Source organism: Actinoplanes subtropicus (genome assembly GCF_000721705.1).
GTDB lineage: Bacteria > Actinomycetota > Actinomycetes > Mycobacteriales > Micromonosporaceae > Actinoplanes > Actinoplanes subtropicus.
On sequence record NZ_JOJL01000036.1, the window covers coordinates 17,497 to 42,949 of the forward strand.

At 70.5% G+C, this 25,453-nt stretch carries 22 protein-coding genes; 8 read left to right on the forward strand and 14 right to left on the reverse strand.

Annotated features, from left to right (window positions below; all coding sequences use genetic code 11):
- Window positions 1-40: 40 nt before the first annotated feature.
- From IH26_RS0140150 to IH26_RS0140195, 10 genes are all read right to left on the reverse strand, one after another.
- Entirely contained in the window at window positions 41-1,048 is a 1,008-nt protein-coding gene (locus tag IH26_RS0140150) for a 5'-3' exonuclease (protein WP_030441527.1), read from the reverse strand.
- 219 nt (window positions 1,049-1,267) lie between these two features.
- On the reverse strand, window positions 1,268-2,254 hold the full coding sequence (locus IH26_RS0140155) for a LacI family DNA-binding transcriptional regulator (protein WP_030441528.1): 987 nt from the start codon (window positions 2,252-2,254) through the stop codon (window positions 1,268-1,270).
- Window positions 2,255-2,323: 69 nt separating this feature from the next.
- Window positions 2,324-3,832: an L-arabinose isomerase gene (araA, locus tag IH26_RS0140160; RefSeq protein ID WP_030441529.1), complete on the reverse strand. Its 1,509-nt coding sequence runs from the start codon at window positions 3,830-3,832 to the stop codon at window positions 2,324-2,326.
- A gap of 5 nt (window positions 3,833-3,837) precedes the next feature.
- Window positions 3,838-4,533 (reverse strand): L-ribulose-5-phosphate 4-epimerase AraD, encoded by a 696-nt coding sequence (araD, locus tag IH26_RS0140165; protein WP_030441530.1) that lies wholly within the window; start codon window positions 4,531-4,533, stop codon window positions 3,838-3,840.
- Window positions 4,530-6,182, reverse strand: coding sequence for a ribulokinase (gene araB, locus IH26_RS0140170; protein ID WP_030441531.1), 1,653 nt, complete (start codon window positions 6,180-6,182; stop codon window positions 4,530-4,532). Before araB ends, araD begins: the two co-directional genes overlap by 4 nt.
- Window positions 6,179-7,240, reverse strand: a complete 1,062-nt coding sequence (locus IH26_RS0140175; RefSeq protein WP_245665902.1) for a LacI family DNA-binding transcriptional regulator — start codon at window positions 7,238-7,240, stop codon at window positions 6,179-6,181. The genes araB and IH26_RS0140175 overlap by 4 nt, the downstream gene beginning before the upstream one ends.
- Window positions 7,237-8,277 carry an ABC transporter permease gene (locus IH26_RS0140180; protein ID WP_030441533.1) on the reverse strand — a complete coding sequence of 347 codons (1,041 nt, stop codon included), beginning with the start codon at window positions 8,275-8,277 and terminating at the stop codon, window positions 7,237-7,239. The genes IH26_RS0140175 and IH26_RS0140180 overlap by 4 nt, the downstream gene beginning before the upstream one ends.
- Complete coding sequence (locus tag IH26_RS0140185; protein WP_030441534.1) at window positions 8,274-9,242, reverse strand: ABC transporter permease; 969 nt, start codon at window positions 9,240-9,242, stop codon at window positions 8,274-8,276. The genes IH26_RS0140180 and IH26_RS0140185 overlap by 4 nt, the downstream gene beginning before the upstream one ends.
- Window positions 9,239-10,789, reverse strand: a complete 1,551-nt coding sequence (locus tag IH26_RS0140190; RefSeq protein WP_030441535.1) for a sugar ABC transporter ATP-binding protein — start codon at window positions 10,787-10,789, stop codon at window positions 9,239-9,241. The genes IH26_RS0140185 and IH26_RS0140190 overlap by 4 nt, the downstream gene beginning before the upstream one ends.
- Window positions 10,789-11,961 (reverse strand): substrate-binding domain-containing protein, encoded by a 1,173-nt coding sequence (locus IH26_RS0140195; protein ID WP_030441536.1) that lies wholly within the window; start codon window positions 11,959-11,961, stop codon window positions 10,789-10,791. The genes IH26_RS0140190 and IH26_RS0140195 overlap by 1 nt, the downstream gene beginning before the upstream one ends.
- 496 nt (window positions 11,962-12,457) lie before the next feature.
- On the opposite strand from IH26_RS0140195, the gene IH26_RS63490 reads away from it, so the two are divergent.
- Window positions 12,458-12,742 carry a GNAT family N-acetyltransferase gene (locus IH26_RS63490; protein ID WP_245665903.1) on the forward strand — a complete coding sequence of 95 codons (285 nt, stop codon included), beginning with the start codon at window positions 12,458-12,460 and terminating at the stop codon, window positions 12,740-12,742.
- Window positions 12,672-12,923 carry a GNAT family N-acetyltransferase gene (locus tag IH26_RS63495; protein ID WP_245665904.1) on the forward strand — a complete coding sequence of 84 codons (252 nt, stop codon included), beginning with the start codon at window positions 12,672-12,674 and terminating at the stop codon, window positions 12,921-12,923. The genes IH26_RS63490 and IH26_RS63495 overlap by 71 nt, the downstream gene beginning before the upstream one ends.
- Window positions 12,924-13,100: 177 nt before the next feature.
- Here IH26_RS63495 and IH26_RS0140205 read toward each other — a convergent pair whose 3' ends face one another.
- The gene (locus tag IH26_RS0140205) at window positions 13,101-15,461 is read right to left on the reverse strand and encodes a glycoside hydrolase family 3 N-terminal domain-containing protein (RefSeq protein ID WP_030441537.1); all 2,361 of its coding nucleotides are present in this window, start codon (window positions 15,459-15,461) and stop codon (window positions 13,101-13,103) included.
- 283 nt (window positions 15,462-15,744) lie between these two features.
- Between IH26_RS0140205 and IH26_RS0140210 the strand changes: the two genes are divergently transcribed.
- From IH26_RS0140210 to IH26_RS0140220, 3 genes are all read left to right on the forward strand, one after another.
- Window positions 15,745-17,085 carry an extracellular solute-binding protein gene (locus IH26_RS0140210; protein ID WP_030441538.1) on the forward strand — a complete coding sequence of 447 codons (1,341 nt, stop codon included), beginning with the start codon at window positions 15,745-15,747 and terminating at the stop codon, window positions 17,083-17,085.
- 77 nt (window positions 17,086-17,162) lie between these two features.
- Window positions 17,163-18,005, forward strand: coding sequence for a carbohydrate ABC transporter permease (locus IH26_RS0140215; protein ID WP_245665905.1), 843 nt, complete (start codon window positions 17,163-17,165; stop codon window positions 18,003-18,005).
- 1 nt (window position 18,006) lies between these two features.
- Window positions 18,007-18,882 (forward strand): carbohydrate ABC transporter permease, encoded by an 876-nt coding sequence (locus IH26_RS0140220; RefSeq protein ID WP_030441540.1) that lies wholly within the window; start codon window positions 18,007-18,009, stop codon window positions 18,880-18,882.
- Here the strand turns inward: IH26_RS0140220 and IH26_RS0140225 are convergent.
- Window positions 18,847-19,884 carry a LacI family DNA-binding transcriptional regulator gene (locus IH26_RS0140225; protein ID WP_030441541.1) on the reverse strand — a complete coding sequence of 346 codons (1,038 nt, stop codon included), beginning with the start codon at window positions 19,882-19,884 and terminating at the stop codon, window positions 18,847-18,849. The two genes, IH26_RS0140220 and IH26_RS0140225, sit on opposite strands and share 36 nt — an antisense overlap.
- Before the next feature lie 163 nt (window positions 19,885-20,047).
- On the opposite strand from IH26_RS0140225, the gene IH26_RS0140230 reads away from it, so the two are divergent.
- Entirely contained in the window at window positions 20,048-20,371 is a 324-nt protein-coding gene (locus IH26_RS0140230; protein ID WP_030441542.1) for a nuclear transport factor 2 family protein, read from the forward strand.
- Between the two features lie 34 nt (window positions 20,372-20,405).
- Here IH26_RS0140230 and IH26_RS0140235 read toward each other — a convergent pair whose 3' ends face one another.
- Together IH26_RS0140235 and IH26_RS0140240 are read right to left on the reverse strand one after the other, a co-directional pair.
- On the reverse strand, window positions 20,406-20,975 hold the full coding sequence (locus IH26_RS0140235; protein WP_030441543.1) for a Uma2 family endonuclease: 570 nt from the start codon (window positions 20,973-20,975) through the stop codon (window positions 20,406-20,408).
- A gap of 110 nt (window positions 20,976-21,085) precedes the next feature.
- Window positions 21,086-22,414, reverse strand: a complete 1,329-nt coding sequence (locus tag IH26_RS0140240; RefSeq protein WP_030441544.1) for an aminotransferase class I/II-fold pyridoxal phosphate-dependent enzyme — start codon at window positions 22,412-22,414, stop codon at window positions 21,086-21,088.
- A gap of 59 nt (window positions 22,415-22,473) precedes the next feature.
- On the opposite strand from IH26_RS0140240, the gene IH26_RS0140245 reads away from it, so the two are divergent.
- Both IH26_RS0140245 and IH26_RS0140250 read left to right on the forward strand, forming a co-directional pair.
- Window positions 22,474-23,961, forward strand: a complete 1,488-nt coding sequence (locus tag IH26_RS0140245; RefSeq protein WP_030441545.1) for a CoA-acylating methylmalonate-semialdehyde dehydrogenase — start codon at window positions 22,474-22,476, stop codon at window positions 23,959-23,961.
- A 7-nt stretch (window positions 23,962-23,968) separates the two neighbouring features.
- Window positions 23,969-25,306, forward strand: coding sequence for an aspartate aminotransferase family protein (locus IH26_RS0140250; RefSeq protein WP_030441546.1), 1,338 nt, complete (start codon window positions 23,969-23,971; stop codon window positions 25,304-25,306).
- The last annotated feature ends 147 nt before the right edge of the window (window positions 25,307-25,453 follow it).

Here is a 25,453-nt window from a genome sequence, read left to right on the forward strand (position 1 = left end):
CGACGCTACATAAAGCGGCGTCGATCTGTGAAGAGTCCTATCAGAAAAGGGCCAGCTGCCCGGGTGTCGGGTCGCGCCGAGCCTTCAGCCCGCCCCGGAACACCCACGGCCGCAGCTCCGGCATCTCCTCCAAGGAAGCCGCGTCGGCCGACGGCGCGGCCCCGCCGACCAGCGCCCACAGCGACGGCCCGAGATTGATCCCGCGCCCGCGCAGCGCCTGCCGCATGACCAGGTAGTCGAGCGGCAGCCGGGCCGAGCCCAGCGCCGGCAGGTCCACATCGCTGCGCATGGTCATCAGCTGCCGGTTCCGCGCGACGATCTCCCGCGCGCCGGGGTCGGTGAAGAACGCCGCCGCCTGCGCCCCCACCGCCTCGGTGAGGGCCGCAGGGGCCGCGGCCCAGGCCGCCTCCACGGTCCCGAAGGCGGCGAGGAGCTTCTGCGCGGTCGTGGCGCCGAATCGGCGTACACCCGGAAGGTTGTCGGAGGGATCTCCGCGGAGCGCGGCGAAATCCCGGTACTGCTGCGGCGTCACGCCATACATCGCCGGCAGGCCGGCCGCGTCGATCAGCACCGCCTCGTCGAAGCCGCCGTTGCGCACCCGCAGCACCGAGGTGGTCTGGTCGATCAGCGCGAACGCGTCCCGGTCGCTGGTCATCAGCACCGACTCCCACCCGGCCGCCCGGGCCGCCGCGGCCGCGCTGGCCAGCACGTCGTCCGCCTCGTAGGCCGGCGGCACGACCGTGCACACGCCGCAGTCGGCCAGCAGCTGGGGCGCGACGGCCAGCTGGGCGACCAGATCGGCCGCCTTGTCGGGGCGGTGGGCCTTGTATTCCGGGTACGAGGACCGGCGGGCCGAGGAGACCGGGCAGTCGAAGCCGACGATCACCGCGTCGGGGGAGAGGTGGGCGGCGGCGCGCGCCAGATAGCCGACCAGGCCGCGCAACGCCCAGATGGGGGAGCCGTCGGGCGCCTGCATGCCCTCGAAGGCGCCGGCGTGGTACGCGCGGTGCACCAGGCTGTTCCCGTCGAGGACCAATAGCAGCGGCACCGCAACAGCCTACGCGTGACCCGGCGGGACCATCACTCCCCTGATGGCCCCGCCGGGGGTATTTACGTACGGCGTTGTTCACGTTCACAACCGAAAACGTTGCTGACGGATTACGGCGCCGTTTCCAGAAATGTTAACGATCACAGGCGCGCTGTCAAGATGCGATCCCACCGCGTCTCAACGCACAATCCGGACAGTCGGGCATAGACAGTGTTCAATCTATACCGCGGGCGGTGCCACGCTTCCCCGCTCGATCAGCTCCGGCGCGACGGTCCGCCGCCGGCCCACCTCGGCCGCCCCGGAGACCTGCTCCATCAGCAGCTCCAGCGACGCCGTCGCGACCGCCGCGAAGTCGGGCCGCACGGTGGTCAGCGGGGGCGTGAAGTAGGCCGCCTCGGGCACGTCGTCGAAGCCGATGATGCTCACGTCGTCGGGCACCCGGCGGCCGTGCTCGTTGAGGGCCCGCAGCAGCCCCAGCGCGATGTGATCGTTCGCCGTGAAGACCGCCGTGACATCCGGCAGGCGCGCCAGCAGCTGGCCGTTGCGGTAGCCCGACGCCGCGCTCCAGTCCCCGGTCAGCAGCGGCGGGATCTCCACGCCGCTGTCGGTCAGGGTCTGCTCCCAGCCGCGCACCCGGCCGGCCGCGTCGAACCAGTCGGACGGCCCGGAGATGTGCCACACCGTGCGGTGCCCGGCGTCCAGCAGGCGCTGGGTCGCGGCGCGCGCCCCGGCCTCCTGGTCGACGGTCACCAGCGTGCTGGACCGCTCGGGGTCGCCGTCGATGGTCACCAGCGGCACGTCGGCCGGCAGGTGCTCGAGGGCGGGCCCGGCGCTGGCCACCGGCGCGATCATCACGATGCCGGCCACCCGCTGGTCCAGGTGGCGGTCGACCGCTTCGGCGATGGACCGCTGGTCGAGGCTGCGCACGCTGCTCACGTTGACCGCGAAGCCGACCGCCTGGGCGGCCTCCTCGAACGCGTTCAGCATCGACGCGGGACCGAACAGCGACGAGTTCTGCGCGACCACCCCGATCACCTGGGAGGTGCCCGTGACCAGGGCCCGGGCCGCCCGATCGGGCCGGTAGCCCAGCTCGGCGATCGCCGCCCGCACCTTGAGCCGGGTCTGCTCGCTCACGTTCTTGTGCTCGTTGAGCACACGCGAAACGGTCTGATGTGACACCCCCGCCAGCCGGGCGACGTCCATCATGCCCGGCGGCCGTCCGCGCTTCACGCTCACCGACACCCCGCATCCCGCTGTTGCGGGCAGGATATCCCTTCACCGCAGTCCGCCCGCCAGCAGCTGATAGGCCGCGTTCCAGCGGAGCTCCTTGCGGATCGACGAGGGGGTGCTCGCGCCATCGATGAGCACCAGTTCGGTGCGGGTCAGCTCGGCGAACTGCTCGACCACCGAGGCGTCCAGCGCGGTGCTCAGCACGGTGTGGTGCGGGCCGCCCGCCATCAGCCAGCATTCGGCCGAGGTGGGCAGGTCGGGGGCCGGTTCCCAGACCGCCGAGGCGACCGGCAGGGCGGTCAGCTCGGCGTCCGGTGGCACCACGGTGATCGTGTTGCCGACCAGCCGGAAGCGGTCGCCCATGTCACAGATGCCGACCACCACGCCCGGGCCCGGCGCGGCCGAGAACTTCAGGCGTACCGGATCCTCCCGCCCGCCGATCGACAGCGGGTGGATCTCCAGCGACGGCCGGCCGGCGGCGATCGACGGGCACACCTCCAGCATGTGCGCGCCCAGGATCCGCTGCGGCCCCGGCCCGAGGTGGTAGGTGTAGTCCTCCATGAACGAGGTGCCGCCGGGCAGGCCGGAGGCGGCCGCCTTGAGCGTGGCGAGCAGCATGGAGGTCTTCCAGTCGCCCTCGCCGCCGAAGCCGTACCCGTCCGCCATCAGCCGCTGCACGGCGAGCCCCGGCAGCTGCCTCAGCCCGCCGAGGTCCTCAAAATTCGTGGTGAAAGCGCCGAAACCGCCCGAAGTCAAAAATTGCCGCAGCCCAGCCTCGATCCGGGCCCCGTACCGCAGCGATTCGTGCCGATCGCCGTCTTTGCGGAGCTCGGGCGACAAATCGTAACTGTCCGAATACTCCGCCACCAGGGCGTCGACTTCCGCTGCGGGGACGCCGTCGACAACCTCGACAAGATCATTGACGCCGTACGTGTTGACCGACACCCCGAAGTGCCGCTCCGCCTCGACCTTGTCCCCCTCGGTGACCGCGACGTCGCGCATGTTGTCCCCGAACCGGGCCAGCCGCAGCGACCGCATGGTGGCGACCGCGACCGACGCCCGCACCCACTGGCCGATCCGCTCGGCCGTCCGCGGCTCGGACGCGTGCCCGGCCACGGTCGTGCGGGCGACGCCGAGCCGGGTCTGCACGTACCCGAACTCGCGGTCGCCGTGCGCCGCCTGGTTCAGGTTCATGAAGTCCATGTCGATGGTCGCCCACGGCAGTTCCCGGTGCGCCTGGGTGTGCAGGTGCAGCAGGGGCTTCCGCAGCGCCTCGAGGCCGCTGATCCACATCTTGGCGGGGGAGAACGTGTGCATCCAGGCGATCACCCCGGCGCAGCGCTCGTCGGCGTTCGCGGCGACCATCACGGCCTTGATGCCCGCCGAGTCGGTGAGCACCGGCCGCCACACGATCGGCAGCGGGATGCCGGGCGCGCCGTCCAGGTGCGCGACCACCTCCTGCGACTGGGCGGCCACCTGGGCGAGCGTGTCCTCACCGTAGAGGCCCTGGCTGCCGGTGAGGAACCAGATCTCGCGGCCGTCAAAAGGGTTCATCGCTGCTATCCCCGTTCGGTGAGATTGCCGTAGTACGCGTCGGGCCCGTGCTTGCGGGTGTAGTGCCGGCGGACCAGGTGCTCGGGCGGCCGCGCCTCCGGGTTGAGCGCGAGCGTGCGGAGGGCGATCTCGGCCACCGCCTCGCAGACGATCGCCGTCTCGAGCGACTTCATCGCCGTCGGCCCCCACGTGAACGGCCCGTGGCTGGCCGCGAGCACGGCCGGCACCGACGAACTGTCGCCGTCCAGCGTGTCGAGGATGGCCAGCCCGGTGTTCCGCTCGTAGTCCTGGGCGCACTCGGCCGGGGTGAGATCGCGGGTGCACCGGATCGGCCCGTCGAAGTTGTCGGCGTGCGTGGTGCCCAGCACCGGGATGTCCCGCCGGGCCTGGGCGAACGCCACCGCGCTGGTGGAGTGCGTGTGGGTGATCCCGCCGACGGCCGGGAACGCCTGGTAGAGCAGCCGGTGGGTCTCGCTGTCGACGGACGGCTTGAGCGTGCCGCCGATCACCCGCCCGGTCTCGATCTCGACGGTGACCAGGCTCTCCACGGTCAGCGCGTGGTACGGCACGCCGGACGGCTTGATCACGTACACCCCGGCGCCGCGGTCGACGCCGGAGACGTTCCCCCAGGTCAGCGTCGCCAGCCCGGCCTCCGGGATACGCCGGTTGGCCTCCAGGACCTCCTGCAACAGGTCCCTCATCGGAAGGCCTCCCGACGGATCTTCCGCAAGCGGCGCATCACGTCGTTGCCGTGCCGGCCGAAGTAGTCGACCAGCGTGCGGTACTCGGCGTAGAGCGCGTCGTACCGGTCGGCGTCCTCGTCGTCCGGCCGCCACGCGTCGTGGGTGACCCGGCCCATCGCCGCGGCCGCCGCCCGGATGTCCGGGTACGCGCCGGCCGCCACCGCCGCGTGCAGCGCCGAGCCGAGCGCCGGGCCCTGATCGGAGTCGAGCAGGCCGATCGGCAGCCGCAGCACGTCCGCGTAGATCTGCATGACCAGCGGGTTCTTCTGCAGCCCGCCGGTCGCGATCAGCTCGGTGACCGGCACCCCGGAGTCGCGGAACGCCTCGATGATCAGCCGGGTGCCGTACGCGGTCGCCTCGACCAGCGCCCGGTAGATCTCCTCGGCCCGGGTGGCCAGGGTCTGCCCGATGATCACGCCGGAGAGCTCGTGGTCGACCAGCGGCGACCGGTTCCCGGAGTGCCAGTCGAGCGCGATCAGCCCGTGCCCGCCGACCGGCTGGGCGGCCGCCTTCTCGCTGAGCAGCTCGTGCACCGAGATGCCGCGCTCCGCGGCCTCTGTCACGTACGAGGGTGGCACGCCGTTCTCGACGAACCACCCGAAGATGTCGCCGACCCCCGACTGGCCCGCCTCGTACCCCCAGAGGCCCGGCACGATGCCGCCCTCGACGACCCCGCACATGCCGGGCACCTCGCGCAGCACGTCCGAGCTCAGCACGTGGCAGGTCGACGTCCCCATGATCATGACGAGGGTGCCGGGGCCGACCGCCCGCGCGGCCGGCGCCGACACGTGCGCGTCGACGTTGCCGACCGCCACGACCACCCCGGTGTGCAGGCCGGTCCACGCGGCGGCCTCGGCGGTGAGCGTGCCGGCCGCCTGCCCGAGCTCGCCGATCGGCACGTCGAGCCGGGTCTCGGCGAAGTCGGCGAACGCCGGGTTCAGCTCGCGCAGGTAGCCGGCCGGCGGGTAGTGCCCGTCGACGTACTGTCCCTTGTAGCCGGCCGTGCAGGCGTTGCGCAGGTACGTCCCGGTCATCCGCCAGACGATCCAGTCGGCCGCCTCGACCCAGTAGCGGGTTTCGGCCCACACCTCCGGGGCTTCCTCGACGACCTGCAGCGCTTTGGCCAGCTCCCATTCCGAGCTGATCATGCCGCCGAAGCGGCGCAACCACGGCTCGGCGCGTTTGGCGGCCAGCTCGGTGATCCGGTCGGCCTGCGGCTGAGCCGCGTGGTGCTTCCACAGTTTGACGTACGCATGCGGGTTGCTCCGGAACTTGTCGAGATCGCTGAGCGGGGTGCCGTCCTCGAGCGTGGGCAGCACCGTGCAGGCGGTGAAGTCGGTGGCCAGCCCGATCACGTCGGCCGGGTCGGCGCCCGCGGCCTCGATCGCGGCCGGCACCGCGGTCTTCAGCACGTCCACGTAGTCGGCGGGCACCTGCAGCGCCCAATCCGGCGGCAGGGCCACGCCGTGCAATTCACGATCGACAACACCGTGGGTGTACGCGTGGACCGCGGAACCCAGTTCGGCGCCGTCGGCGACCCGGACGACCACCGCCCGCCCGGACAGCGTCCCGAAGTCGACCCCGATCACCAGGGCGTTCTCGGTCATGAGGCGTTCTCCTTCAAGGCCACGGCCGGCCCGGTGGCGACAACCGGGCCGACCGTGGCGCGCGGGATGAGGACGGGTTCGACCAGGGCGTTCTCGGTGGAGCTCTGGCCGGTGGCGAGCTGGTCGAGCAGCAGGCGGACGGCTTCCCGGCCGACCTCAGCGAATTCCTGCCGTACGGTGGTCAGCCCCGGATGGAAGTAGCCGGCCTCGGGCACGTCGTCGAAGCCGACCAGGCTGACGTCCTCGGGGATGCGCCGGCCCTGCTCGGCCATCGCCCGCATGATGCCGAGCGCGACGTGGTCGTTGGCCGCGAAGATCGCCGTGCAGTCCGGGATCCGGGCGAGCATCCGCCCGCACTGGTAGCCGGACGCCGCCGACCAGCCGGCCCGGGTCATCGGCGGGGCCACCGCGCCCACCTCGGCCAGGGCGGCCCGCCAGCCCTCCTCGCGGGCCCGGCTGCCGTGCCACGGCTCGGGACCGGCCACGTGCCACACCGTGCGGTGGCCGGCCTCGAGCAGGTGCCGGGTGGCGAGCATGCCGCCGACGTACTGGTCGACCGCGACGTTCGCGCACTCCCACTCGGGGACGCCGTCCACGGTCACGATCGGCACCCCGTCGGGGACCAGCCGCATCGCCTCCGCGGCCGCGTCCACCGGGGCGATGAACACCAGCCCCGCCGCGCCCTGCTGGACCAGCCGCTCGACGATCCGGCGGGACGCGGCGGTGGCGTCGTACCCCGCCACGTGCCCGACGGTGAGCGACAGGTCGGCGCCGAGCGCCGCCTCGCCGATGGCCTGCACCATGCTGGACGGCCCGTACAGCGTGGTGTTCTGGGCCACCACGCCGATCACGTTGGACCGGCCGGTCGCCAGCACCCGGGCCGACAGGTTCCGCCGGTAGCCGAGTTCGGCGATCGCGGCCAGCACCCGGGTGCGGGTGGTGGCCGACACGTGCGGGTGCCCGTTGAGCACCCGGGAGACGGTTTGGTGCGAGACGCCGGCGCGGGCCGCGACATCCGACATCACGGGCCCGCGCTGGGGCAGGGAGGCTGGGGTCATGTCTCGCTCGTGCCTGCCCGCCGGCTGAGCACCGCCTGGAGGATGACCACCACCAGCAGGAACCCGCCGGAGACGACCTGCTGCACGTACGAGTTGAGGTTGGCGCCCTGCACGATGAGGTTCTGGATGACGAACAGCAGCAGGACGCCGGCCAAGGTGCCGACCATCGAGCCGACGCCGCCGGAGAGCAGGGTGCCGCCGATCACCACGGCGGCGATCGCGGAGAGTTCGTAGGCGTCGCCGATGCGCGCCTCCTGCCCACCACCGGAGAGCGCCGTCGTGAGAACGCCGGAGAGGCCGGCACAGAGGCCGCTCACAACGTACACAATGGTCTGTGTCCGCTTGACGGGCAAGCCCATCAGCTCGGCCGCGCCCTGGTTGCCGCCCACTGCCTGAACGGACTGTCCGAACGGGGTGCGGTTGAGCGCCCACCAGCCGATCCCGAAGACCACCAGCATGATCCAGACCGGGGTCCCGATCGTCGCGAGCGAGCCGGTGCCGAGGGCCTCGAAGGCCAGCCGCCCGTCGATCTTCGGGTGGTCGTTGCCCTCGTTGGTGATGAAGTAGACCAGGCCGCGGACGCCGGTCAGGCCGGCCAGCGTCACGATGAAGGCGGGCAGCCGCCACCGGGCGATGATCAGCCCCTGGATCAGGCCGACCAGGCCGGCCGCGAGCAGCGCGTAGAGGACCGCGATGAACGAGCCGCGCGGGGCGTACATGGCGCTGATGATGGTCGCGAGCGCGTAGGTCGAGCCGACCGACAGGTCGATGCCGCCGCAGATGATCACGAAGGTCATGCCGGCCGCGATGATGCCGATGAACGAGGCCGCGAGGGCCACGTTGCGCAGGTTGTCCGGCTTGCCGAAGCTCGGCACGATCAGCGCGCCGAGCACCACGACAAGGATCAGCACGGCCACCGCGCCGTTGCGCGAGATCAGCGAGGTGAGCGAACGGGCCCGGGCGCGCGCGGCCTCCCGGCCACCGTGGTCGGCGGCCACCGCCACTGTCTTCTGCGGTTTCGTGGTGGGGGCGGTCATCGGGAGCTCCTTGACGGGCGCTGGACGTAGACGGCGGCGATGATGATCAACGCCTCGACCATCCGGGCCACCGAGTCGGGCGCGTTGTGCGAGACGAGCGTGGACTCGAGCAGTTGCAGCAGGATCGCGCCGGTGACCGTGCCGAGGATGCGGACCCGGCCGCCGTTCAGCGGGGTGCCGCCGACGACCACCGCGGTGATGGCGCTCAGCTCCATCAGCAGGCCGATGTAGGACGGGTCGCTGGCCCGCAGCCGGGCGGTGGCGATCACGCCGGCCACCGCGGCGAGCGTGCCGGAGATCGCGTAGACGAAGATCAGCGTGCGGCGCACCGGGAGGCCGGCCAGCACGCTCGCCCGCCGGTTGCCGCCGATGGCGAGCAGCCGGTAGCCGAACGCGGTGCGCCGGACCAGGAACGCGACCCCCGCCGCGAGCAGGGCGGCGACGATCATGACGTACGGGACGCCGAGGAACTTGCCGAGCCGGATGTCCTTGAAGATCGGCACGAAGAGCTCGACCAGCGCGCCGCCGGTGATGACCAGGGCGATGCCCCGGCCGGCCACCAGCACGCCGAGGGTGGCGACGATCGGCTGCACCCGGGCGAACGCCACGACCAGCCCGTTGAAGACGCCGACCAGCAGGCCGGCGATCACCGCGTAGAGCATCGCGAGGCCGATCGGGGTCCCGCCCACCACGAACTTGGCCAGCACCGCGCTGGCGATCGCCATGATCGAGCCGACCGACAGGTCGACGCCGCCGGTGCCGATCACCAGGGCCATCCCGAGCGCCACGATGATCACCGGCGGCACCTGCGAGAACAGCAGCTGTACGGTGTCCAGCTTGAGGAAGTTCGGGGTGGCGATCGCGTTGTAGACGATCAACAGGGCGAGGGCGATGTAGACGCCGTGCTCGCGGGTCCAGGCGGCGACCGCCGACCGGTCCTTGAACGTCGCGGTCAGGGTGGTCACTTCGCGGCCTCGATCCGCTCGGACGCGGCGTCCGCGATCAGGTCCATGATCTTGTCCTCACTGATGTCGTCGCCCACGAGACGGCCGAGCTGGGCGCCGTCGCGCAGCACCACGACCGTGTCCGAGCCCTCCACCACCTCCTCGAGCTCACTGGAGATGAGCACCACGGCCATCCCCTTCTCGGCCAGCTCCGCCACCAGGGCCTGCACCTCGGCCTTCGCGCCGACGTCGATGCCCCGGGTCGGCTCGTCCAGCAGCAGGACCCGCGGGTTCAGGCAGAGCAGGCGGGCCAGCAGCACCTTCTGCTGGTTGCCGCCGGACAGCTCGGACACCTTCTGGTTCGGGCCCGAGGCCTTGATCCGCAGCCGGTCCATGAAGGTCTTGACGATGTCGTCGACCTTCTTGCGGGAGACCAGGCCGGCCTTGGTGAGCTGGGGCAGCGCGGCGAGGCCGATGTTGTCCCGGATCGACATGTCCGGGATGATCCCCTCGGCCTTGCGGTCCTCGGGCAGCATCGCCACCCGCTCCCGGATCCGGGAGGCCGGGGTCTGGTGGGTCAGCGCCTTGCCGCCCACCTCGATCTCGCCGGAGTCCAGCGGCAGCGCCCCGAAGATCGCCTTTGCCGTCTCGCTGCGGCCGGAGCCGAGCAGGCCGGCCAGGCCGACCACCTCGCCGGGCCGGACGACGACGGAGACGTCCTCGAGGATCAGCCGCCGGTTGAGGTGCTCGGCGCGCAGCAGCGGCTCGCCCTCGATATTGGTCTTGTGGCCGGCGAGCTTGGTGCGGCCGTCCTTCTCCAGCTCGGCCGCGTCCCGGCCGAGCATCCGGGAGATGAGCTGACGGCGGGTCAGCTCGCTGGTCGGGCCGGTCGAGACCAGCTTGCCGTCGCGCAGGACGGTGATCGTGTCGCAGGCCCGGAACACCTCGTCGAGCTTGTGCGACACGTACACGATCGCGACGTCCTTGGCCTTCAGCTGGGCGACCAGCTCGAGCAGCAGGTCAACCTCGCGCGGCTCGAGCGACGACGTCGGCTCGTCCATGATGACGACGCTGGCATCGGTCTCGACCGCGCGGGCGATCGCCACCATCTGCTGGATGCCCAGGCCGAGCTCGCCGAGCGGGCGCTTCACGTCCGCGGCGATCCCGTACCGCTTGAGCGCGTCGCCGGCCTCGCGGTTCATCCGCTTGAGGTCGAGCGACCCGAGCCGGGTCGGCTCACGGCCCAGGAAGAAGTTCCGGGCGACGCTCAGCTGCGGCGCCAGGTGCACCTCCTGGTAGATCGTGGCGATCCCGGCGCGCTGGGCGCTGCGGGGCGAGTCGAAGGCCACGTTCTCGCCCCGCAGCTGCACAGTTCCGCTGTCCAGCTGATACACGCCGGTGATCAGCTTGATCAGCGTCGACTTCCCGGCCCCGTTCTCACCGACCAGCGCGTGCACCGAGCCCGCGTGCAGCTCGATCGAGACGTCCTCGAGGGCACGTACTCCGGCGAACCGTTTACTGGCCGACGTGACGCTGAGGATCGGGCTGCTGGTCACCGGCGTGGACATCAGTAGGCCTTGCCCGAGCTCAGGGCCTCGGCGGCGTTGGACTTGTCGTACTGATTGTCGGTCGTGATGGTCACCGCGGGGGCGCCGTCACCGTTCACGTACGCGTCGAGCGCGGCCTCCGCGGCCGGGCCGAACGCCGGGTTGGACTCGATCACGGCGTCGAAGTTGCCGTCCACGATGGCCTGCACGGCGCCCTTGGTGCCGTCGATCGAGACGATGTGCACCTTGCTGGTGCCGGACTTGCCGGCGTCGTCCAGCGCGGCCAGCGCGCCGAGGCCCATCTCGTCGTTCTCGGCGTAGATCGCGGTGACGTCCGGGTGGGCGCGCAGCATCGTCTCGGTGACGCTCTTGCCCTTCTCCCGGGTGAAGTCGGCGGTCTGCTGGAAGATGACCGAGATGCCGGTGGCGTTCTTGGCCTTGAGCTCGTCCAGGAAGCCGGCGGTGCGGTCGTCGGTGACGTTGACGCCCGAGGCGCCGAGCAGGATGGCCAGCTTGGCGGTGCCGCCGGTCGCCGTGATCATGGCGTCCGCGGCGCGGCGGCCCTGCTGGACGAAGTCCGAGCCGAGCTGCGGGCCGACGTCCTTGCAGCCCTGCACGCCGGTGATGTTCCGGTCGACCGGGACCATCGCGACGTGCTTCGACTTGGCGTACGCGATCGCGTCGCCCAGGCCGGTCGAGTTGATCGGCGAGAAGATGATCGCCTTCGCGCCCTTGTCGATCATGCCCTTGATGTCGGAGTTCTCCTGCTGCACGTTCGACTGCGCGTTGGTGGTGAGCAGGTGCCAGCCCTTGGCCTTGGCGGTGTCGACCTGGGACTTGGTGGAGGCGATCCGGAACGGGTTCGCCTCCTTCTCCGACTGCGCCCAGCCGATCGTGTCCTTGGTGAAGTCGATCTTGCCGATGCCCAGGTCGGAGCCCTTGCAGATCGGGCCGTACTGAGCCTCGACACCGTCCGGCTTGGGGGTGGTGAGCAGCGTGGTGCCGCCGGCCGCGGTGATCGCCGCGGGCACGCCGTTGGTGGCGGCGCCCAGCGTGGTGGAGACCGGGGCGGCCGACGCGTCGGTGCCCGAGGTGGAGCCCGACGAGCTGGTCGAGCCGGTGCTGCAGGCGGAGAGAAGAGCGGCCGCGGTGGCGGCGGAAGCCGCGACGGCGATCCTGCGACGTGCCTTCATGCGAAATCGTCCTTTGCGCTGGGGTGAGAGGAACCCGGGGGAGCGGGCGGTGAGACCGCCGCGTTGGCGCTTGGCGGGGCGAAATTGTGAACGCAAACATCCACGGGCCCTGTACGTGCTGTCAAGGCCCGGATACGTCGGCGTTACGGGTTCGTGACATTGAAACGATGCTGCTCCGCAGGGCAATAAGCACTGCTTGACAGCGTTTCCGGAGGTGGAGGATGGTGTCCATGCTGTATCGGCCAGGTTTCCGCCGGGGTGCTGCGCCGACCGGTCGCCGGGTCGCGATTGTGAACGGTCTCAGCAGGGCTTGCCGGTCGGCTGCCGTCGCCGGACGGCCCGCCCGCACGGGTCGGTGGCGGCGGTTGCCCCTGGCGCCGCTGGAGTGTCCGGCCGGCGGCCCTTCGGCGTGCCCGCCCGTCAACCGCACCGGCGCGGCCGGCGGACTCGCGAAACTCGGTTCTGCGGTGGGCGGCGCGCCGTTACCGTGCTCCGGGTGATCGAGATCCGTGAGTTCGCCTGGTCCGACTACGACGACGTGCTGGCGGTGTGGGCCTCGACCGGCCGCGACGTCGTCCCGCGAGCCGAACTCGAGGCGAAACTGGCCCGCGACCCGGAACTGTTCCTGGTGGCCGAGTCGGCCGGCGCGGTGGCCGGGGTCGTGCTGGGCACGTACGACGGTCGCCGGGGTTGGATCTTCCGCCTTGGCCGTGCACCCGTCGCACCGGCGGGCCGGCATCGCCACCCGGCTGGTCGCCGAAGTGGAGTCGCGCCTCCGTAAGCTGGGCTGCCCGCGCGTCAACCTGATGGTCATGCCGGACAACGCCGAGGGTCTGCGCTTCTGGCAGGCGCTCGGCTACCTGCCGGTGCCCGACGTCCTGTGCACCAAGCCGCTTCGAGGCGAACCGCCGCCAGCCGGCATGAAGCCGAACGACGCCCCGTCCGAGGGACTCGAGCTCTGATCGGAAACGGACACCGCGACAGCCGCCCCGAAACCCGGACCGGGACCGCTGTCGATGGATGGCGTGCTCGCATCCGCCCGCACCGGCACGCCGGTTCATGGGGTAAATCGGGCAGAAGCGCCGTCCGAACGGGCAGAGTCGGGGCTCCCCGGCGGACGGTGCCGGGAAGCCCCGGCCTCAGATCTTCTCCACCTCGACCGGCGTGATCAGCACCCGGTCGGGGCCGCACTCGCGGAGCGCGCCGGTCAGCACGATCCGGCCGCGGCAGGGGAGTTCCGCGCTGGAGGAGCCGACCATGATCTCCAGCTCGCCCGGCTCGACGATCCGGCGGTAGTCGCGGCCGGTGAAGGCCGTGCGGTCGGTGTGCACCCGGAACCGCACGTCCTTGGCCTCGCCCGGCTCGAGCGGCACCCGGCAGAACCCGGTGAGCTGCTTGACCGGCCGCGTGACCTGGGCGAGCACGTCGTGCAGGTAGAGCTGGACCACCTCGTCGCCGGCCCGCGGACCGGTGTTGCGCACCCGTACGGTCACCGCGAACTCGCCGTCCGTCGGCACCGACTCGTCGCTGATCCGGAGGTCGTCGACCGCGAAGCTGGTGTACGAGCGCCCGTGCCCGAACGGGAACAGCGGGGTCGGGTCCAGGTTGCTCACGCCGCTGTTCTCGGCCCCGAGCGGCGGCTGCAGGTAGGTGCCGGGCTGGCCGCCGGGCGTCCGCGGGATCTGCACCGGCAGCTTGGCCCCGGGCTGCACCCGGCCGGAGAGCACGCCCGCGATCGCCGAGCCGCCCTCCTCGCCCGGCATGAACGCCTGCACCAGCGCCGCGGCTCTTCCGGCCACCTCGCCCAGCGCGTACGGGCGGCCGGAAACCACGACGACGACCAACGGCGTACCGGTCGCCAGGAGTTCTTCCAGCAACGCGCCCTGCAGACCGGGCAGACGCAGGTCGTCGGCGTCGCAGCCCTCACCCGAAGTGCCGTGCCCGAACAAACCGGCCAGATCGCCCACCATCGCCACGCAGACGTCGGCCTCCCGGGCGGCGGCGACGGCGGCCTCGAAGCCGGACCGGTCGTCGCCGGTGACCGCGCACCCCTGCTCATGGACCACCGAGGCGCCGGGCAACTCCGTGCGCAGCGCGTCGACCGCCGTGGGGACCGAGATGCCCAGGCCGTGCCCCGGATGGCGGGGCAGGACGTGGTTGGGGAACGCGTAGCAGCCCATGAACGTACGCGGGTCATCGGCGCACGGACCCACGACCGCGACCCTCCGCAGGGCCGGATCGAGCGGCAGCGATGATCCGGGATCCAGCAGGACGACCGATTTCTCCGCCATCTCCCGGGCGAGCGCGCGGTTGGCCGGCGAATCCAGGTCGACCTCGCCCGCCCCGGCAACCGATGACTCCGGCGTCCATCCCGCATCCAGAAGACCAAGTTCGATTTTGTGTACGAGGTGACGGCGCACCGCCCGATCGATCAGTTCGTCCGGGACCTTGCCGATCAGGGCCGGGCCGAAGCCGAGCGTGTCGGGCAGTTCCACGTCGATGCCGGCCGCCAGGGCCTGCGCCCCGGCGTCGTCGGTGCCGGCGGCGATCCGGTGCATGGTGGCCAGGAACGGCACCGCCCAGTAGTCGCTGACCACGGTGCCGGTGAAGCCCCACCGTTCCCGCAGCAGCTCGGTGAGCAGCCACGGGTCGGCGCCGGCCGGCACGCCGTCGACGTCCGAGTAGGAGTTCATCACCGAGCGGGCGCCGGCCTCGCGTACGGCGGTCTCGAAGGTCGGCAGGATGACGTCCATCAGCTCGCGCCGGCCCATCGGCACCGGGCCGTGGTTGCGGGCCCCGCGGGACGCCGAGTACCCGGCGAAGTGCTTGAGCGTGGCGATCACGCCGGCGCTCTGCAGGCCGCGCACGTAGCCGGCGCCGAGCATCGCGACCAGGTACGGGTCCTCGCCGATGGTTTCCTCGACCCGGCCCCAGCGGTAGTCGCGGACCACGTCGAGCACCGGGGACAGTCCCTGATGGATGCCGAGGGCGGCCATGTCCCGGCCGATCGCGGCGGCCATCCGCTCGACCAGCTCGGGGTCGAAGGTGGCGCCCCAGGCGATCGCGGCCGGGTAGACCGTGGCGCCGTACGAGGTGAACCCGGTCAGGCACTCCTCGTGCACGATCGCGGGCACGCCCAGGCGGGAGCCCTCCAGGACGACGCGCTGCTGGCGGATCACCTCGGCGGCGCCCTCGGCGGCGGTGCGCGGCACGCTGCCGTACACCCGGGTCAGCTGGCCCAGGCCGTGCCGGCTCGCCGCGGACAGCGGGACCGTGCCGGAGGCCGCGAAGACGTCCTGCATGGGGGCCACGTTCACCGTTTCTTCAGGATCTGTATAAAGGTCCTCGGATCCGGCGGCGGGCATGTCGTTGCCCACCCACCGGCTGCCGAGTTGGGCTACTTTCTCCTCGGCGGTCATCGTGGCGAGCAACAGCTCGACGCGGTCCGCCACGGGTAGCGCCGGGTCCTGCCATGGCTGGTTCGCCTGCTCTGCGGTCACGGCGCGACTCCTCAACAAGCTCCGAAACTTTCAGTATTTTTACAGCATGAGTTATCGCTCGGGCACGTCTTGGCCGAGAGGCTCGCGCTCCGGTCCACTCTCTCCGTGGGAGCGCGACCAGAGCAAGAGTCTTGACATGATCAAGCCGAAACCCTACGTTAACGAAACCTCACGTTAACTTGCGGCCGACTCACGAAAGTTGCAGGCTTTGTGACGGCGACAACCCATCCCACGACGATCCACTCGCCGCGGCAGGACGCGGCACTCGAGTACGGAGATCAGCGTGACCAATAGCAGTTTCTCCCGGCGGAATTTCCTGGGACTGGCCGCGGGCGCAGCAGGCGCCGCGGCCCTAGCGGCATGTGGTAGCTCGGGTCCGTCGAACAAGGGCGGCACCAGCGGCGGCGGCAGCAGCGGCAGCGCGAGCTACTGGTCACTTTCGGGCGAGCCGGGCCAGCCGATCCGCCAGGCGGCGATCGACCGGTTCAACGCGGCGAACCCGAGCACCAAGATCGCCCCGACGTTCTTCGCGAACGACGACTACAAGCAGAAGATCAAGACGGCGATCGGCGCCGGCCAGGCCCCGACGATGATCTGGGGTTGGGGCGGTGGCGGCCTCAAGAGCTACGTCGACGGCGGTCAGGTCGTGGACCTGACCGACTGGTTCGGTCAGAACGCCGCGGTCAAGGAGAAGATCCTGCCCTCGTCGTTCGGCGCGGCCACGGTCGGCGGCAAGATCTACGCGATGCCGATCGAGACCGTCCAGCCGATCGTGCTGTTCTACAACAAGAAGGTCTTCGACCAGGTCGGCGTGCAGCCGCCGCAGTCCTGGGGCGACATGATGGCGCTGGTGCCGAAGTTCAAGGCCAAGAACATCGCGCCGTTCTCGCTCGCCGGCCAGTCCCGCTGGACGAACATGATGTGGCTCGAGTTCCTGCTCGACCGCACCGCCGGCTCGGATGTCTTCAACAACGTCTTCGCCGGCAAGGCCGGCGCCTGGTCCGACCCGGCGGTGCTGGACATGCTGACCAAGATCCAGGACTTGGTGAAGGCGGGCGGTTTCGAGAAGGGCTTCTCCTCGGTCGTCGCCGACCAGAACGCGGACCAGGCGCTGCTGTTCACCGGCAAGGCCGCGATGATGCTGCACGGCTCCTGGTCGTACGGCATCCAGAAGGCCAACGGCGGCAAGTTCGTCTCGTCCGGCGGGCTGGGCTGGATGAACTTCCCGCCGGTGGAGGGCGGAAAGGGCGACCCGAGCAACACGGTCGGCAACCCCGGGCAGTACCTGTCCATCTCGTCCAAGGCCACCGCGGCGCAGCAGGACATCGCCAAGAAGTTCTTCTCCACCACCCTGGTCGACGACCAGGAGAAGGCCGGCTGGGTCAAGTCGGGCGGCGTCCCGGTCCTGACCAACAGCGACAGCCTGTTCACCGGCGACGACGCGCAGTTCCTCAAGGACATGTCGTCCATCGCGTCCAAGGCCAAGGTCTTCGCCCAGTCGTGGGACCAGGCGCTGAGCCCGACAGCGGCCGACACGCTCCTGGACAACATCAGTAAGCTGTTCCAGCTGCAGATCTCCCCCCAGCAGTGGGTCGACAACATGAACGGGGTCATCGGCAAATGACGGCGCTCGCTCCGCCCGCGGTCCGCGTGAAGGAGCCAACAGCAGCGGGGCGCGGGCGGAGCGGCTCGGTGGCATGGATGGCGTTGCCGGCCATGCTGATGTTCTTCGCGTTCGGGATCATCCCCCTGCTCGGCGTCCTCGGCCTCAGCTTCACCACCTGGGACGGCATCGGCACCATCCACTTCACCGGCCTGACCAGCTGGAAGGCGGAGCTCAAGGATCCCGAGCTGCCGCACTCGCTGTTGGTCACCTTCGAGATCATGATTTTGTCGTGGCTGGTGCAGACGCCGATCTCGATCCTGATCGGTGTGTTCCTGGCGGCGTTCAAGCGCTACCGCGGGTTCCTGGCGGTGCTCTACTTCATCCCCCTGCTGCTGTCCTCGGTGGCCATCTCGATCACGTACAAGGCCCTGCTCGACCCGAACTTCGGGCTCGGCACCGGTCTGGGGGTCGGCTTCCTCAATCAGGACTGGCTCGGCAGCTCGAAACTCGCCATCTGGGTGCTGGTCTTCGTGGTGTCCTGGCAGTACGTCCCGTTCCACTCGCTGATCTATCAAGGCGCGGTGCGGCAGATTCCCGTCTCGATGCTCGAGGCCGCGCAGATCGACGGTGCCGGGCGGCTACGCCAGTTCTTCAGCATCACGCTTCCCCAGATCAAGTACACGATCATCACCTCGTCGACGCTGATGGTCGTCGGCTCGCTGACGTTCTTCGACCTGATCTATGTGCTCACGAACGGCGGTCCCGGTGACTCCACCCGGGCGCTGGCCCTCGAGATGTACCGGAAGGGTTTCATGGCCAACCTCATGGGCCCGGCGAGCGCGATCGCGGTGATCCTGGTCCTCGTCGGTCTGCTGCTGGCCCAGCTGCTGCGCCGCCTCGGCGGTCGTGGCGACGAGAGCCAACTGGAAGGGGCCTGAGGTGGCCGCGATCCACGCGTCCGCGCCGGCGCGCAAGGGCACGACACCCGTCGGCCGGCTGCTGCGGCTCAACTGGCTCGGCGGCACCTTCGCCTGGCTCTGGCTGGTCGTCGTGATGGTGCCGATCTACTGGATCGTCATCACCAGCGTGAAGACCTCGGAGAACTACTTCTTCACCAACTCGATGCTCCCGCCGCACGAGATCACCTTCGACAACTACAAGCTGGTCTTCCAGAACGACATCGTCCACTACTTCCTGAACAGCGTGATCGTCTCGGTCGGTGCGGTGGTCCCGGCCGTCGCCATCTCCTTCATGGCGGCGTACGCGATCGTCCGGGGGGTCGGCAACCGGTGGTTGCGGACGATGAACACGCTGTTCCTGATGGGCCTGGCGATCCCGCTGCAGGCGGTGATCATCCCGGTCTATCTGATCATCATCCGGCTGCACCTGTACGACACGTTGCTGGCGATCATCCTGCCCTCGATCGCCTTCGCGATTCCGCTGTCGGTCCTGGTGCTCTCCAACTTCATCCGGGACGTGCCGCGCGAGCTGTTCGAGTCGATGCGCATGGACGGCGCCACCGAGTGGGGCACGCTGTGGCGGCTGGCGTTCCCGCTGACCCGCCCGGCGCTGGTCACGGTCACCATCTACAACGCCCTGGGCATCTGGAACGGCTTCCTGCTCCCGCTGGTGCTGACCCAGAGTCCCGACAAGCGCACCATCCCCTTGGCGCTCGTCAGCTTCCAGGGCCAGTTCCAGGTGAACGTGCCGGCGATCGCCGCGGCGGTTACCCTCACCACGCTCCCGATCATCCTGCTGTACGCAATCGGGCGCCGGCAGCTACTGAGCGGCCTTACCGCCGGTTTTGGCAAGTAGGGCCGTGCTCTCCCGGATCACGAGCTCCGTCGCCAGCTCCACCCGGGGGGTTTCAATGGGCTCGCCGCGGGACAGTCGCAGGACCGTCCGCGCGGCGAGCCCGCCCATGTCGGCGAGCGGCTGACGCACGGTGGTCAGCGGCGGCGCCGACCAGCGGGCCTCGGGCAGGTCGTCGAAGCCGACCACGCTCAGCTCCTCGGGGATCCGGATGCCGCGCAGGCGGGCCGCCTCGTACAGGCCCAGCGCCATCTGGTCGTTGGAGGCGAAGATCGCCGTCGGCGGCTCCTCGAGGTCGAGCAGGTACTCGCCGGCCTGGAAGCCGGACTCGTGGTTGAAGGCGCCGGGCGCGATCAGCCGCCGGTCGACGCGCAGGCCGGCCTCCTCGAGGGCGGCCCGGTAGCCGTCCAGCCGGGCGCGCGAGCAGAGCAGGTTCTTCGGGCCCTCGACCAAGCCGATCCGGGTGTGGCCGAGCGAGATCAGATGCTCGGTGGCGCTGCGCCCGCCGGACCAGTTCGTGGCGCCGATCGTCGGCACGTCCGCGGCGACGCCGCCGGCCGGATCGATGATCACCATCGGCACGTTGAGCCGGTGCAGCTCGGTGCTGATCGGGCCGGCCCCGTCGGAGATCACCAGGATCACGCCGTCGGACTGCCGGGCGCGCAGGTTCTGCAGCCACTGGCGGGTCGAGGCGGTGCGCCGGTGGATGGCCGACACCACGGTGCCGACCCCGGCCGCGTGGGTGACCTCCTCGACGCCGCGGATCAACTCGACCGCCCACGGGCTGTCCAGGTCCTGAAAAACGAGGTCTATCAATCCCGCCCGCAGCGGTTGCCGAGAGTTGCGGGGACGGTAGTCGTGTTCGCGGAGAAGATGCTCTATCCGGTCGCGCGTCTCGGGAGACACGTCCGTACGCCCGTTGAGCACTCGCGACACCGTGGGGACGGACACTCCCGCCGCCTCCGCGATGGTCGCGATGGTCACTCGTCGCCCGACCGTGGCCATCCGTCTCTCCTCGCCTCCCGCGGGGCTCTCCCCTGAAACTTTCGACCGCGGTGCCGGAAGTATTGCACATCCACGACACGCCCGGGCTTTCCCGGCGGCCGACACCGAGAGAATGATGACCTGCGGTCCGTGCGGACGCCCGCCCAGCACGGAGCACCCGCCCATGACGATCGACCTGCCGGCCCCGGTCCGCGCCGCGATCGACGCCGCCGACGCCAGCGACACCGACGCCTTCCTGGCCTGCTTCCCGCCGGACGGCGTCGTCGACGACTGGGGTCGCGAGTTCGCCGGCCACGACGAGATCAGAGGATGGTCCGACCGTGAGTTCATCGGTGTCAAGGTCGATCTGACGGTCCTCCACGTCGCGATCGACGACGTGACCGTGGTGGTGACCGCCCAGGTGGGCGGCGACAGCTTCAACGTCCCGTCCCATTTCACCTTTCAGGTCGAGGGCGACCACGTCACCCGGATGACGATCCGCGCCTGACGGCGGCCGCCGTCAGGCGGCCGCCTTGGGCCAGTCAGACGGGCGGTCTGATCAGCTTCCGGGCATGGATATTGATCGGGAAAGGCTCATCCGAGGTGAGGATCTCGTCCGGCCCGGCGCATGCGTGGGTGTGGTATTGCGTTCCGGTCAACCGGAGGAGGCGGAGGGTAACTCCCCGGAGATCCGCCTTGTCCGGCTCCGCCAGCAGATACCAGGGGATTCGCGCGGCCGCGTAGCGCTCCATCTTTCCTGATCTGTCCCAGTTGGCGTTGCTCGGTGACGTCACCTCGACGACGAGAACCGCGTCGGCCGCGTCCTTGGCGCCCCGCTCCCACGTGAACTTACCGATGATGACGTCCGGGCACACGATGGTCCCGGCCGCGATCCGGAGGTCCACCGCTTCGGCCAGGACCAGGCCAACGGTCCAGGCGGCCGGCTCGAGGGCGTTGGCCAGGTACCGGGAGATGTTTTGATGGGCAAAGCTGGGCGAGGGGCTCACCAGAATTCTTCCGTCCACGAGCTCGGTCCCGATGTCGAGTTCGCCCAGGGCCAGGTACTCGTCCTCGGTCCAGGTGCGGGACAGGTCGAGTGGCTGGCCGTTCATGGGGCGAGTGTCCCACGGCGTCATCCCGATCGCTCCTTGACCAGTTGCGGTGCGTCACGAGGGGTGGTCATGGGGACATTGTCGTGTGACGGCTAGCGGAGTATCAACGGTCAGCGGGGGGCGGAGTGGGCGGGGGAGAGGGCGGCCTCGGCCAGGCGGGCGGCGACCGTGGCGTGGTCGGTGGTGATCAGGCCTACCGTCACGCGCAGGTGCGGGGGGCCGCCGGACGGGGTGAAGGCGGTGCCGGCCGCCGCGGCTATGCCGGCGCTGGCCAGGGAGATCAGCGCGGCCTGCTCGTCGGCTACCGGGAGCCAGATGTTCAGGCCGTCGCCTGGGGGGAGGGGGATGCCGGCGGCGGCCAGGGCGTCGATGACCAGGTAGCGGCGGCGGGCGTACTCGGCCCGGGCGTGGCCGACGGCGGCGAGCGAGGACGGGTCGGTCAGCAGGGACAGGAGCAGCTGCTGGAGGAGGCGGCTGGTCCAGCCCTGGCCGAGCAGGCGCCGCTCCAGGATCGGGTCGAGGAGCGTGGCGGGGGCGCCGACCGCGGCCAGCCGCAGGTCGGGGCCGTGCGACTTGGAGAAGCTGCGGACGTGGACGGTCTGCCGGGGGAGCAGGGCGCCGAGCGACAGCAGGGGGCTGGTGGCGACGTCGCCGGCCGAGTCGTCCTCCACGGCGTACACGTGCGGATGCCGGGCGAGCACGGCGGCCAGCGACCTCTGCCGGGCGGGCGACCACGACGCGCCGGTCGGGTTGAGGGCGCGCGGCTGCAGGAAGACGGCGGCGGGGCGGCACTGCATGGCCGGGGCCAGGGCGGCGGGCAGCATGCCCTCCGCGTCGGTGTCGACGCCGACCGCCTCCACGCCCAGGGCGTCCAGCAGGTCGAGCAGCGGGGGGAAGCAGGGGTTCTCCACGATCGCGCGGTCGCCCAGGCGCAGCAGGGCGGTGGCGACGTGGTCGACGGCGTCCATGGCGCCGTCGAAGATCGCCAGGCGGTCGGGCGGGAACGGCCAGGTGTCGCGCAGCAGGCCGGCGAGGGCGGGCAGCACGGGCTCGTCCAGGTAGCTGCTCGGGGCCGGGGAGAGGCCGGCCGGCGACGGCAGGGCGGGCAGCAGGGCCGGGTCGGGCACGCCGGTGGACAGGTCCAGGGCGAAACCGGATCGTCCGCGCAGGGCGGCCCGGTAGCGGCCGGGGCCGCCCGTCCGGTTCGTGGCGACGACCGTGCCGCGACGTCCGTCGGTCTGGATGGTGCCGGCCCGGCGCAGCAACTGCCAGGCTGCGCTGACCGTGGTCGGCGACATCCGCAGCTCACGCGCGACCGTGCGAACCGGCGGCAGCTTGGCGCCCGGGGCGAGGGCGCCATTGCCCACGGCTCGGCCGACGGCCTCGGCCAGACCACGGGCCGTCGGCTCTTCCAATAGCTCACTGACAGCCAAAAGCACTTTGTGACAGTACGTTCCGAGCATTGTTCGGTCCAGGGGTGTTACGTAATCTCGGGGCCATGACTCGTATCGCGCACTGGATCGGCGGCGCCGAGAGCGCCGGCGCCTCGGGCCGCACCGGCCCCGTCTTCAACCCGGCCACCGGCGAGCAGACCGGCGAGGTCGACCTCGCGTCGGCCGCCGAGGTGGGCCACGCGGTCGCGGTGGCGAAGGAGGCCGCCAAGGCGTGGCGCGAGGCCTCGCTGTCCCGCCGCTCGGCGGTGCTGTTCAAGTTCCGCGAGCTGCTCGCCGACCGGGCCGGCGACCTGGCCGCCGTGATCACCAGCGAGCACGGCAAGGTGCTCTCCGACGCGGCCGGCGAGGTCGCCCGCGGCCTGGAGAACGCGGAGTTCGCCACCGGCATCCCGCACCTGATGAAGGGCGCCTACAGCGAGCAGGCGTCGACCGGCGTGGACGTGTATTCGATCCGCCAGCCGCTCGGCGTGGTCGCCGGCATCACGCCGTTCAACTTCCCGGGCATGGTGCCGCTGTGGATGTGCACCACGGCGATCGCGGCCGGCAACGCGTTCGTGCTCAAGCCGAGCGAGAAGGACCCGTCGGCCGCCCTCTTCCTGGCCCGGCTGTGGCGGGAGGCGGGCCTGCCGGACGGCGTCTTCACCGTGGTCAACGGCGACAAGGAGGCGGTCGACGCGATCCTGACCCACCCGGACATCGCGGCGGTCAGCTTCGTCGGCTCCACCCCGATCGCGAAGTACATCTACGAGACCGGCACCGCGCACGGCAAGCGGGTGCAGGCCCTCGGCGGCGCCAAGAACCACATGATCGTCCTGCCGGACGCCGAGCTCGACGCGGCGGCGGACGCGGCGGTCAGCGCGGCCTACGGCTCGGCCGGCGAGCGCTGCATGGCCGTCTCGGTCGTGGTGGCGGTCGGCGACGTGGCCGGCCCGCTGGTCGACGCGATCGCGGCCCGGCTGCCGAAGCTGCGGATCGGCGCGGGTACCGACCCGGAGTCGCAGATGGGCCCGCTGATCACCGCCCAGCACCGGGAGAAGGTGGCCGGCTACATCGCCGCGGGCGCCCAGGCCGGGGCGACCGTGGTGGCCGACGGGCGCGAGGCCGAGCTGCCGGACGCCGGCTACTTCCTGGGGGTCACGCTGCTGGACAACGTCACGCCGGAGATGGCGGTCTACACCGACGAGATCTTCGGGCCGGTGCTGTGCGTGGTGCGGGTCCAGACGTACGCGCAAGCCCTGTCTTTGATCAATGACAACGAATACGGGAACGGAACCGCCATCTTCACCCGGGACGGTGGCGCCGCCCGGCAGTTCCAGTTCGATGTGAACGCGGGCATGGTCGGGGTCAACGTGCCGATCCCGGTGCCGGTCGCCTACTACTCGTTCGGCGGCTGGAAGGCGTCGCTGTTCGGCGACACCCACATGTACGGGCCGGACGGCATCCACTTCTTCACCCGCACCAAGGTCGTCACCTCGCGCTGGCCCGACCCGGGCACGTCGTCCGTGGACCTCGGCTTCCCCCAGACCCGATAGGGAAGAAATGTCCGACTCTGTGGTCCGCGCCGACGATCGCGCGCACGTCTTCCATTCCTGGTCGGCCCAGGGCTCGATCAATCCGCTTCCGATCGCGGGAGCAAAAGGCAGCTACTTCTGGGACTACGAAAACACGAAATATCTGGACTTCTCGTCTCAGCTGGTCAACGTCAACATCGGCCACCAGCACCCGAGGCTGGTCGCCGCGATCCAGGAGCAGGCCGCGAAGCTCTGCACCATCCAGCCGGCCTTCGCCAACGACAAGCGCGGCGAGGCGGCCCGCCTGATCGCCGAGCTCGCGCCCGGCCCGCTGAACAAGGTGTTCTTCACCAACGGCGGCGCCGAGGCGACCGAGAACGCGATCCGGCTGGCCCGCGGGCACACCGGCCGGCACAAGGTGCTCGCCACCTACCGCAGCTACCACGGCTCGACGACCACCGCGATCGCCGCCACCGGCGACCCGCGGCGCTGGGCCAACGAGCCGGCCGCGGTGGGCGTGGTGCATTTCTGGGGCCCGTACCCGTACCGCTCGCCGTTCTACGCCGAGACCCAGGAACAAGAGACCGAGCGCGCCCTGAAGCACCTGCGCGACACGATCGTCTTCGAGGGCGCCGGCACCGTGGCCGCGGTCCTGCTGGAGACGGTGGTCGGCACCAACGGCATCCTGGTGCCGCCGCCCGGTTACCTGGCCGGCGTGCGGGCGCTCTGCGACGAGTTCGGCATCGTGTTCATCGCCGACGAGGTGATGGCGGGCTTCGGCCGGTGCGGCGAGTGGTTCGCGATCGACCGCTGGGGCGTCACGCCGGATCTGATCACCTTCGCCAAGGGGGTCAACTCGGGCTATCTGCCCCTCGGCGGGGTGCTCATCTCGGACGAGATCGCCGCCACCTATGAGACCCGGCCGTTCCCCGGCGGGCTCACCTACTCGGGGCATCCGCTCGCCTGCGCCTCGGCGGTGGCCTCCATCGAGATCTTCAAGGAGGAGGGGATCGTCGAGCACGCCCGGGCGATCGGCGACGACGTGATCGCGCCGGGACTCGCCGAGCTCGCCGAGAAGCACCCGAGCGTGGGGGAGGTGCGCGGCCTCGGCGTCTTCTGGGCGATCGAGCTCGTCCGTGACCGGGCGACGCGCGAGCCATTGGTGCCCTTCAACGCCGCCGGGACCGCCGCGGCGCCGATGAACGAGGTGGCCGCGGCCTGCAAAGAGCGAGGTCTCTGGCCGTTCACCCACTTCAACCGGGTGCATGTGGTGCCGCCCTGCACGGTCTCCGCGGACGAGGTCCGGGAGGGGCTGGCGATCCTCGACGAGGCGCTGAAAGTGGCCGACCAGCATTACGTGGGCTGACGCCGGATTACGTAGCTGCGATCGGCGGTCAACGCCTGATTCCGTTTCGAGTTGGGAAAATTCCTCGGATTCCCTTGTTTAGAACACCTGCGTGTGACAAGGTCCCTCCAGTTGTCAAGTGGGGGTTGTCACAAGCCTCAACTGGAG

What these genes read in the sequence shown, in the direction of transcription:
- IH26_RS0140155 (WP_030441528.1), bottom strand. Translation starts at nt 2,254, where the DNA reads ATGATGGACGTCGCCCGGCTGGCGGGGGTGTCACATCAGACCGTTTCG.
- araA (WP_030441529.1), bottom strand. Translation starts at nt 3,832, where the DNA reads ATGAACCCTTTTGACGGCCGCGAGATCTGGTTCCTCACCGGCAGCCAG.
- araD (WP_030441530.1), bottom strand. Translation starts at nt 4,533, where the DNA reads ATGAGGGACCTGTTGCAGGAGGTCCTGGAGGCCAACCGGCGTATCCCG.
- araB (WP_030441531.1), bottom strand. Translation starts at nt 6,182, where the DNA reads ATGACCGAGAACGCCCTGGTGATCGGGGTCGACTTCGGGACGCTGTCC.
- IH26_RS0140175 (WP_245665902.1), bottom strand. Translation starts at nt 7,240, where the DNA reads ATGACCCCAGCCTCCCTGCCCCAGCGCGGGCCCGTGATGTCGGATGTC.
- IH26_RS0140180 (WP_030441533.1), bottom strand. Translation starts at nt 8,277, where the DNA reads ATGACCGCCCCCACCACGAAACCGCAGAAGACAGTGGCGGTGGCCGCC.
- IH26_RS0140190 (WP_030441535.1), bottom strand. Translation starts at nt 10,789, where the DNA reads ATGTCCACGCCGGTGACCAGCAGCCCGATCCTCAGCGTCACGTCGGCC.
- IH26_RS0140195 (WP_030441536.1), bottom strand. Translation starts at nt 11,961, where the DNA reads ATGAAGGCACGTCGCAGGATCGCCGTCGCGGCTTCCGCCGCCACCGCG.
- IH26_RS0140215 (WP_245665905.1), top strand. Translation starts at nt 17,163, where the DNA reads ATGGCGTTGCCGGCCATGCTGATGTTCTTCGCGTTCGGGATCATCCCC.
- IH26_RS0140225 (WP_030441541.1), bottom strand. Translation starts at nt 19,884, where the DNA reads ATGGCCACGGTCGGGCGACGAGTGACCATCGCGACCATCGCGGAGGCG.
- IH26_RS0140230 (WP_030441542.1), top strand. Translation starts at nt 20,048, where the DNA reads ATGACGATCGACCTGCCGGCCCCGGTCCGCGCCGCGATCGACGCCGCC.
- IH26_RS0140235 (WP_030441543.1), bottom strand. Translation starts at nt 20,975, where the DNA reads ATGAACGGCCAGCCACTCGACCTGTCCCGCACCTGGACCGAGGACGAG.
- IH26_RS0140245 (WP_030441545.1), top strand. Translation starts at nt 22,474, where the DNA reads ATGACTCGTATCGCGCACTGGATCGGCGGCGCCGAGAGCGCCGGCGCC.
- IH26_RS0140250 (WP_030441546.1), top strand. Translation starts at nt 23,969, where the DNA reads ATGTCCGACTCTGTGGTCCGCGCCGACGATCGCGCGCACGTCTTCCAT.